Annotated in this window: 4 protein-coding genes; 3 read left to right on the plus strand and 1 reads right to left on the minus strand. The window is 63.3% G+C overall.

Annotation, left to right across the window (positions count from 1 at the left end; all coding sequences use genetic code 11):
• Window positions 1-455 precede the first annotated feature (455 nt).
• Window positions 456-2,081, minus strand: a complete 1,626-nt coding sequence (pvdP, locus tag AO064_RS15805; RefSeq protein WP_064053929.1) for a pyoverdine maturation tyrosinase PvdP — start codon at window positions 2,079-2,081, stop codon at window positions 456-458.
• A 142-nt stretch (window positions 2,082-2,223) separates the two neighbouring features.
• Between pvdP and pvdM the strand changes: the two genes are divergently transcribed.
• Genes pvdM through pvdO form a run of 3 tightly spaced genes read left to right on the plus strand, consistent with a single transcriptional unit; the run spans window position 2,224 to window position 5,758 of the window.
• Window positions 2,224-3,573, plus strand: a complete 1,350-nt coding sequence (gene pvdM / locus AO064_RS15810) for a pyoverdine-tailoring dipeptidase-like protein PvdM (protein WP_064053930.1) — start codon at window positions 2,224-2,226, stop codon at window positions 3,571-3,573.
• A gap of 18 nt (window positions 3,574-3,591) precedes the next feature.
• A complete protein-coding gene (pvdN, locus tag AO064_RS15815; protein ID WP_064053931.1) occupies window positions 3,592-4,863 on the plus strand; it encodes a pyoverdine-tailoring periplasmic protein PvdN in 1,272 nt (423 codons plus the stop codon).
• A 34-nt stretch (window positions 4,864-4,897) separates the two neighbouring features.
• Entirely contained in the window at window positions 4,898-5,758 is an 861-nt protein-coding gene (gene pvdO, locus AO064_RS15820; protein ID WP_064053932.1) for a dihydropyoverdine dehydrogenase, read from the plus strand.
• The last annotated feature ends 228 nt before the right edge of the window (window positions 5,759-5,986 follow it).

Raw genomic sequence — 5,986 nt, forward strand, 5'->3', positions numbered from 1 at the left:
GGGGGTAACCTGCCTGGTAAGTCACGGTTGAGGAGAAAGTCCGTTTTCAGCTGCCGCGTAAATCGGGTGCTGGGCGCCGCGCATCCAAAAAATAGCGGGCGCAGCCGGGGGCCTGGAGAGGCTTCCGGCAGGCTTGGAAAATTAAGGGATTTGGCAGGCGGGGGGTGACATGGTAAGCGGGGACAAGAGAGATCAGGGTTGGTTCAATCTCAATGAAAACACCTTACGCCTGTGGCTGGCGGGCCCTTGTGGTGATCGGGCTTGTTGTGGTGAGCGGGCTTGCCCCGCGCTGGGCTGCGAAGCGGCCCTAATCCGGCCAACTCGTTTTACCTGAAAGAACGCGGTGGCCGTGTTGGGGCTGCTTCGCAGCCCAGCGCGGGGCAAGCCCGCTCACCACAAAAAGCCCACTCACTACAACGAGCCTGCCCATCACAACAGGCCCGCCCACCACAGATTCAGGCGGAGGGCAGTTTGAGGTGGCGGGCGTACCACGGTCGTCTTGGCACGCGCTTGAACAGGCCCTGTAATAGGTTTTCGTCTTCACCGAAGGTAATGCGCAGCGCCAGCTTCATGGTCTCCGGGTCCATCTCCATCGACCGGCCCATCTGCAGGCCCGGTGTGGTGCTGCAGCCATGGGTGTCCGGGCCGAGCCAAGGGTCGCCGACTTCCACCCAGCGGCCCGGTGCGAACCAGGCTACGCCGTTGACCTCCATGCGCCTGACTTCGCCTGGATTGAAGCGTTCATGGGCGCGGAACCAGTCTTCGATACGGTCATCGATCCAGCCGTGGAAGTGCCAGAACACCGGGTTGACGTGCGAGGAAAACGGATCGCCTAGGAAGTCGTTTTCCGCCGCGTACCAGCGCGGGGCGAAGTCGGAGGGGTCGCGGGCGAAGGGCACGGGCGCGCCGTTCGACGGGTCGCGCGGCACTGAGGCCCAGCGCATGTGCAGCCAGTCGTGCAGGCCCAGTTCCATCTCGGAGCCCAACTGCCCCAGGGTGAATTTGGCCAGGTAGCGCGGGTCGCGGTATTGGGACTCCCAGACCTGGAAGTTACTGTGGTAGGTCTCGGCGCTCTTGATGTCGCTGACCCACTGGGTGTAGTCGCCGTCGTCCGGTGCCGACCAGGTCGGTGGCAGCGCGAAGCCATCGTGGTTGTCGAAATAGCGCAGAAAGCCCAGGCGATCACGCTCCAGGGCCGGTTGCGGCTCGGGGAACTGCGGCCATGAGGGCAGGTCCTGCATTGAGCGCGCGGTGCCGAGCATGTGCCGGTGCATGAAGAAGAAGTCGATCCCCGAGCCGTTACGGTCCTTGCGCTTGCCCCGTGCGTCGCGCTCCTGGCCACGCGGGCCGGGCTGCCAGCCGATGCCACGCAGGGCGTCGCGTTTTTCTTCGGAGAGTTTGTGCCACTGGTCACGACTGGCGTGCCACAGCTGGTGGAACAGGCGGTGCTCGGGGGAAATCAGCCAGGCCAGCAGGGTCGGGTTGAGGCCGATACGCTGGCGGGCTTCGGGGAACCACTGTTTATGGGCGATGAAACGGTTGTCGCGCTCAACGAGCGCCAACGGGCGGTCGAGGTCGAGGATCTGCCCGCTGAGGGTGCCACTGCCGGCGTTGCCGAAGTCGGCCCAGACTTCGTCGAGGGTCATCTTGAATTCATAGGCCGGCGTGCCATCGGCCGAGTCCCGGTCGATCAACCGCCAGTACAGCACGGCGCTCTCCCCGGTCAGCAGATCACCGAGCACGCGGTAACGCGGTTCGCCTTCGGCGCGCAGGTTGGCGGCGGTGTCCAGGTAGCCGCGCAGGCCACGCCCACGGGGGGCGATGTCGAGCAACAGCGCCAGGCCTTGCAACGGCAGGTCCTTGAGGCCGGCATCGCGGCCTTCCAGGCGCAGGTCCCAGACCCCGCGCAGCGTGTTCGCCAGGTGCTGGCCGGCGGTGTCGGCCAGGTCCACGGTGGCTTCGCCGGGGGTGATGGGGAATTCTTCTTCGCGCGTCAACTCGCGATGGGCATAGAAGGCTGCCGGCACAGCGGCGCCTGTCAGTGCCAGGCCTGCGATGAACCCACGTCGAGAGATGGTCATTGTCTACCTTAGGAAACGGCTTTATCAGAGCTAGAACGTTTGCACGCCGGGGAAATTTACCGCCACGCCCTGCCCGCCTAAATTTCCCTGCCCATCACTCGTTCCTCCCTGATAGCGAAGGCCTCAACTGACTGAGATGGCAATGACAAAACCACGTTCGAAAAAGGCGCTGTATATCGGCTTGCCGCTGGCACTGGCCATCGGTGCCGGGGCCGGTTTCCTGGTCTGGGATCACTGGTTCAAGGGCAACGCCGGTTACCCGCTGGAGGTGATCAAGCAGGCCAATGAAATGCAGGATCGGCTGCTGTCGTTCGACAGCCACATCACCGTGCCGGTGGATTTCGGCACCGCCGGCAACGAGGCCGACAAGGACGGTGAGGGCCAGTTCGACCTGGCCAAGGCGGCACGCGGGCGCTTGTCCGGTGCAGCCCTGACGATTTTCGGCTGGCCGGAAATCTGGAACGGTCCCAACGCGCCGCACAAGCCCACCGACGGTTTTGTCGAAGCCGCGCGCCACGAACAGGAAGTGCGCTACACGATTATCAGCGGCATGGTGCGCGACTACCCCAACCAGGTCGCCATCGCCTACACCCCGGATGATTTCCGGCGCCTGCATGGCGAAGGCAAATTCGCGATTTTCATCAGCATGCTCAACGCCTACCCGCTGGGCAACGACCTGAACCAGTTGGACCTGTGGGCGGCACGCGGCATGCGCATGTTCGGCTTCAGCTATGTGGGCAATAACGCCTGGTCGGACTCGTCGCGCCCGCTGCCGTTTTTCAATGACTCCACCGACGCCCTCGACGGTTTGTCGGAGATCGGCAAGCAGGCGGTGCAGCGCCTCAATGACCTGGGGGTCATCATCGATGTGTCGCAGATGTCGACCAAAGCCTTGGAGCAAGTGGCGCAATTGAGTCGTACGCCGATGGTGGCGTCGCACTCGGCGCCGCGCGCGGCAGTGGATATCCCGCGCAACCTGAGCGACAAAGAGCTGCAACTGATCAAGCACAGCGGTGGCGTGGTACAGATCGTGGGGTTCTCCGCCTACCTGCGCCCACTGAGCCAGCCGACCCAAGACAAGCTCAACGCCCTGCGCGCCCGCTTTGACCTGCCACCCCTGCCCAACTTGGCCATGGCGCTGATGCCGGGCGACGCAATCATCGCCGCCTGGCCCGAACACAAGTTCGGCGAGTACGCCAGCGCGCTGTACGCCATCCTCGATGAGGAACCCAAGGCCACCCTCAAGGACCTGGGGGATGCCATCGACTACACCGTGCGCAAGATCGGCATCGACCATGTCGGCCTGGCGTCGGACTTCAACGACGGCGGCGGCGTCGAGGGCTGGAACAACGTCGGCGAAATACGCAACGTCACCGCCGAACTGATCCAGCGCGGCTACTCCGAAGCCGACATCGCCAAGCTGTGGGGAGGCAACTTCCTGCGGGTGTGGGACCAGGTACAAAAAGCCGCCAAGCCCTTGGCCAACCGCTAATCATCTAGAAGCCCGTCCATGACCGACCGCCGTACGTTCCTCAAACAGGCTGGTGTATTTGCCGCCAGCCTGCCACTGGGCGTCGCCCTGCTCCCGCAGGCCGTCGCCGCCAACGCAACCGATGCCCCATGGACGGGGCTCAAGCAACTGTTTAACCAGGACCCGGACTACCTGCACTTTTCCAATTTCCTGGTGGCTACGCACCCCAAGCCGGTGCGCGAGGCCATTGAGCGTTACCGCGCACAGATCGACCGCAACCCAGGGCTGGCCATGGACTGGGACCTGCAGGAAGCCTGGAAGCGCGAAGGCCAGGTGCGCGAGTGGGCCGGCCGCTACCTGAAGGCCGCACCGGCGCAGATCGCCCTCACCAGCAGCACCTCCGAAGGGCTGGCGATGATTTATGGCGGGATCAAGGTACGGCCGGACCAGGAGATCCTCACCACCGTCCACGAGCACTATGCCACCGAGTACAGCCTGGACTTTCGCGTGCGCAAGGAGCAGACCCAGGTTCGCAAGATTCGCCTGTTCGACAACGCCAACCGCGTGTCCATCGACGAGGTGCTGGGCAACATCCAGCGCAATATCCGCCCCAACACGCGCGTACTCGGCATGACCTGGGTGCAGTCCGGCAGCGGCGTGAAACTGCCCATCGGCGAAATCGGCAAGCTGGTGGAAGAACACAACCGCAACCGTGACGACAAGGACCGCCTCCTCTACGTGGTCGACGGCGTGCATGGTTTCGGCGTGGAAAACCTCGATTTCCCGGACATGCACTGTGACTTCTTCATCGCCGGCACCCACAAGTGGATGTTCGGCCCACGCGGCACCGGACTGGTGTGCGCCCGCGACCCGCAAAACAACTACGTGACCCCCATGGTGCCGACCTTCTCCGAAGACAAAGACTTCGCCACCAGCATGACCCCAGGCGGCTACCACGCCTTTGAGCATCGCTGGGCAGCGGACGAGGCCTTCAAACTGCACCTGCAGCTGGGCAAGGCGCAGGTGCAGGCGCGCATCCATGCGCTGAACACCGAACTGAAAGAGCAACTGCTGGCACACCCGCAGATCGAACTGGTGACCCCGCACAGCCCCGAACTGTCGGCCGGTTTTACCTTTTTCAGGGTCAAGGGCCAGGACAGTGACGCCGTAGCCGCCTACATGATGAGAAACCGTGTGGTGATTGACGCGGTAGACCGTGATGTCGGCCCGGTGATCCGCACCGCGCCTGGCCTGCTTAACTCTTCCGCAGAAATCCAGCGCTTCATGACGTTGCTGGGCCAGCGGGTGTAACGCACACCTTTTCCACGTTGAATGAGAGGACTCCATGAACAAACCCCTCACGGCATTGGCACTCACTGCCCTGTGCGGTGCCTTGCTGCCAAGCCTGGCCCAGGCCGCCGCGCCACAACCCGGCAAAGTGTTCAAGGACTGCAAGGACTGCCCGGAAATGGTGGTGCTGCCCGCCGGCACCTTCACCATGGGCACGCCAGAGGATGAAGTCGGCCGCGAGCCGGATGAAGGCCCGATGCACGACGTGACCTTCGCCAAGCCGTTCGCCATGAGCCGCTTCCACATCACCGCCGGCGAATGGGACAGCTACATCCGCCAGACCGGAGTGAAGATCGCCGACGGTGACACCCGCCCCGGCCGCGAATGCATCGCCAGCAAGCCACGCTACCCCCAGGGCCCGCGCCAACCGGCAGTGTGCATGGACATGGAGGACATCAAGCAGTACGTGGCCTGGCTGTCGAAAAAAACCGGCCAGCAATACCACATGGTCAGCGAAGCCCAACGTGAATACGCTGCGCGCGCCGGTTCTACCGGGCCGTTCCCCTTCCCGTTCGATGAGGGCAAGGGCTACAGCATCGCCAAGCACGCCAACACCTATGGCCCGGCCGATGGGTACAGCTACTCGTCGCCGGTCGGCAGCTACCCGCCGAATGCATTTGGCATGTACGACATGCATGGCAACGTCTACGAACGGGTGGCCGACTGCGAGCACGCCAACTACATCGGCGCGCCTACCGACGGCAGTGCGTGGATGGCGCCGAACTGCGAGGGCTACATGATTCGCGGCAATGACTGGGGAGAAGCGCCAGTGTTCTCGCGCTCGGGCAACCGCAACAACATCTACCCGCAGACGCGGGGGGATTGGATTGGGTTTCGGGTGGTGCGCGACCTGTAATAACGCAGGAGATCAAATGTGGGAAGGGGTTTGCCCCCGATGGGGGTGTATCAGTACCTGACCTACCGCCATCGGTGGCATAAGTATCTACACAACGCTGCAGCAACCACGGTAACCAAGGTAACCACGATGCGAAGCGAGCCGCTCTTGATCCTGATCTTGATCTAGCTTTTGATCTCAGGCGCCCCGTCAAACACGCTGGCCGGAATTCGACAGGGATTTGGGGGG

The sequence above is a fragment of the Pseudomonas marginalis genome, from assembly GCF_001645105.1.
Lineage (GTDB): Bacteria > Pseudomonadota > Gammaproteobacteria > Pseudomonadales > Pseudomonadaceae > Aquipseudomonas > Aquipseudomonas petroselini.